Origin of the sequence: Pseudomonas sp. HMWF006 (assembly GCF_003061205.1) — a bacterium.
GTDB lineage: Bacteria > Pseudomonadota > Gammaproteobacteria > Pseudomonadales > Pseudomonadaceae > Aquipseudomonas > Aquipseudomonas monsensis.
Genome location: NZ_QAIU01000534.1, coordinates 1,307 through 3,431, shown reverse-complemented (window position 1 = coordinate 3,431; position 2,125 = coordinate 1,307). Strand labels below are relative to the sequence as shown.

Genomic DNA, 2,125 nt, shown 5'->3' with positions numbered 1-2,125 from the left:
GTGCGCCCGTGCCGGCGTCGTTGCCCGCCCGGCCGCTGGCCAGCGAACTGGTGCAGCAAGTGCCGGCGGGATTGCCGTCGGATCTGCTGCAACGGCGCCCGGACATTCTTCAGGCCGAATACAAACTCAAGGCGGCCAACGCCAACATTGGCGCAGCGCGGGCGGCGTTTTTCCCCAGCGTCAGTCTGACGGCCAATGCCGGCACCTCGAGTCGCGATCTGTCCGGACTGTTCGGCAGCGGCTCCGGCGCCTGGACCTTTCAGCCACAGATCAGCCTGCCGATTTTCAATGCCGGCAGCCTGCGCGCGAGCCTGGATTATTCGAAGTTGCAGAAAGACGTGGCGGTGGCCGAATACGAAAAGTCGATCCAGACCGCGTTTCAGGAAGTCGCCGATGGCCTCGCCGCGCGCACGACGTATCAGCAGCAATTACAGGCGCAGCGCGATCTGGTCGAGGCTACGCAGACCTATTACAACCTGGCGCAGAACCGTTATCAGAATGGTGTCGACAGCAGCCTGACGTTCCTCGATGCCCAGCGTTCGCTGTTCAGTTCGCAACAAGGCCTGATCACCGATCGGCTGGCGCAGCTGGTGGCGGAGGTCAATCTATACACCGCGCTGGGCGGTGGCTGGCAGGCTTCGGAAGCGACGATTCAATAAGTACCCGTCACTTTTTCTTACACCTTTTGTCGCCCGATCCTATGCGGTGCGGCGATCCATGGCCGGCGCCTGCCCTCAGTTTGGTATCATGCGCCGCTTTTAAGGTTAACCCCCCGCCAGTCCTGCCGACTGACGGGCTGCAAAAGGCGGTATTAGATGACGGCTTTGTTGACTCGCCGCAACGTGCTTGCGGGAATGGGCGTGCTCGGGCTCGGCCTGCTCGCCGGCTGCGACACCCGCGGCCAACTGTCGTACAAGTACGGCAAGGATCTGAGTAACAAGATCATGGGGCGCACCTTCAAACTGAAGAACACCGACGGCGAAACCATGACGCTGTCGAGCTTTCGCGGCATGATGCCGATGGTGTTCTTCGGCTTCACCCAGTGCCCGGCAGTCTGCCCGACCACCCTCGCCCGTGCGGCGAAAATCAAGAAGCTGATGGGCAAGGACGGCGACCGCTTGCAGGTGATCTTCATCACCCTCGATCCCGAGCGCGACACCCCGGAAATCCTCGACGCCTACATGAAAGCCTTCGACCCGACGTTCGTTGCGCTGTACGGCACGCTTGAGGAAACCGCGGCCACGGCCAAGGAATTCGACGTGTTCTACGAGAAAGTCCCGGCCGGCGACACGTACACCATCTCGCACACGGCCACCAGCTACGTTTACGACTCCAATGGCGGCTTGCGCCTGGGTCTGTCCACCTCGCTTTCGGCAGAAGAATGCACAGAAGATTTGCTCACTGTTATGGAGGTTTGCTGATGCAACCTGTTATGAATCACATCAAACGCGCGGTACTCGGTCTGTCCCTGCTGGGCCTGGCTTTCCAGGCATCGGCACAGACCACCGTCAGCGACGCCTGGGTCCGTGCGACCGTACCGACCCAGTCCGCCAGCGGCGCGTTCATGACCCTCACCGCCGACAGCGACAGCAAGCTGCTCAGCGTAGCCACCCCGGTGGCCAAGGATGTGCAGATCCACGAAATGACCATGAAGAACGACGTCATGAGCATGGGCCCGGTGAAGTTCATCGAACTGCCGGCCGGCAAAGCCGTCAAGCTTGATCCGAATGGCTACCACGTGATGCTGATGGGCTTGAACGGTCAGTTGAAAGAAGGCGAAACAGTGCCGCTGACCCTGACCGTGGAAAACGCCAAGGGCGAGAAAGAAACCGTTGAAGTTAAAGCGCCGGTTCGCGCACTGACCAACATGGAAGGTCACGATCACAGCAAGATGCATTGATCTGACATCGCAGTCACAAAAAAAGGGGCGACCTGATCGTTGATCAGACCGCCCCTTTTTTGTTGCCGGCGCGTGTCGCCTTAATGCTTGCGGGCCAAGGCGTTGCGCACGCTTTGCCGTGACATCGCCGTGCCGGAACGGGTCACGGTTTCACCTGCGGTTGCCTTGGCCAACTGTTTCTTGCGCCTGGCCACCTGACGCCACTGGTAACCGAAGTATCCGCCT

The 2,125-nt window shown here is 60.4% G+C and carries 3 protein-coding genes; all 3 read left to right on the top strand.

Features of this window, described 5'->3' with window-relative positions:
• Positions 1–659: efflux transporter outer membrane subunit (locus DBR24_RS33495; protein ID WP_256591784.1), on the top strand; the 659-nt coding region annotated here is incomplete at its 5' end.
• A 156-nt stretch (positions 660–815) separates the two neighbouring features.
• Positions 816–1,421: an SCO family protein gene (locus tag DBR24_RS24055; RefSeq protein WP_123462834.1), complete on the top strand. Its 606-nt coding sequence runs from the start codon at positions 816–818 to the stop codon at positions 1,419–1,421.
• Positions 1,421–1,900 (top strand): copper chaperone PCu(A)C, encoded by a 480-nt coding sequence (locus tag DBR24_RS24050; RefSeq protein WP_128615983.1) that lies wholly within the window; start codon positions 1,421–1,423, stop codon positions 1,898–1,900. Before DBR24_RS24055 ends, DBR24_RS24050 begins: the two co-directional genes overlap by 1 nt.
• Positions 1,901–2,125 lie beyond the last annotated feature (225 nt).

Coding starts and splice junctions, on each gene's coding strand:
- DBR24_RS24055 (WP_123462834.1), top strand. CDS start 816: ATGACGGCTTTGTTGACTCGCCGCAACGTGCTTGCGGGAATGGGCGTG.
- DBR24_RS24050 (WP_128615983.1), top strand. CDS start 1,421: ATGCAACCTGTTATGAATCACATCAAACGCGCGGTACTCGGTCTGTCC.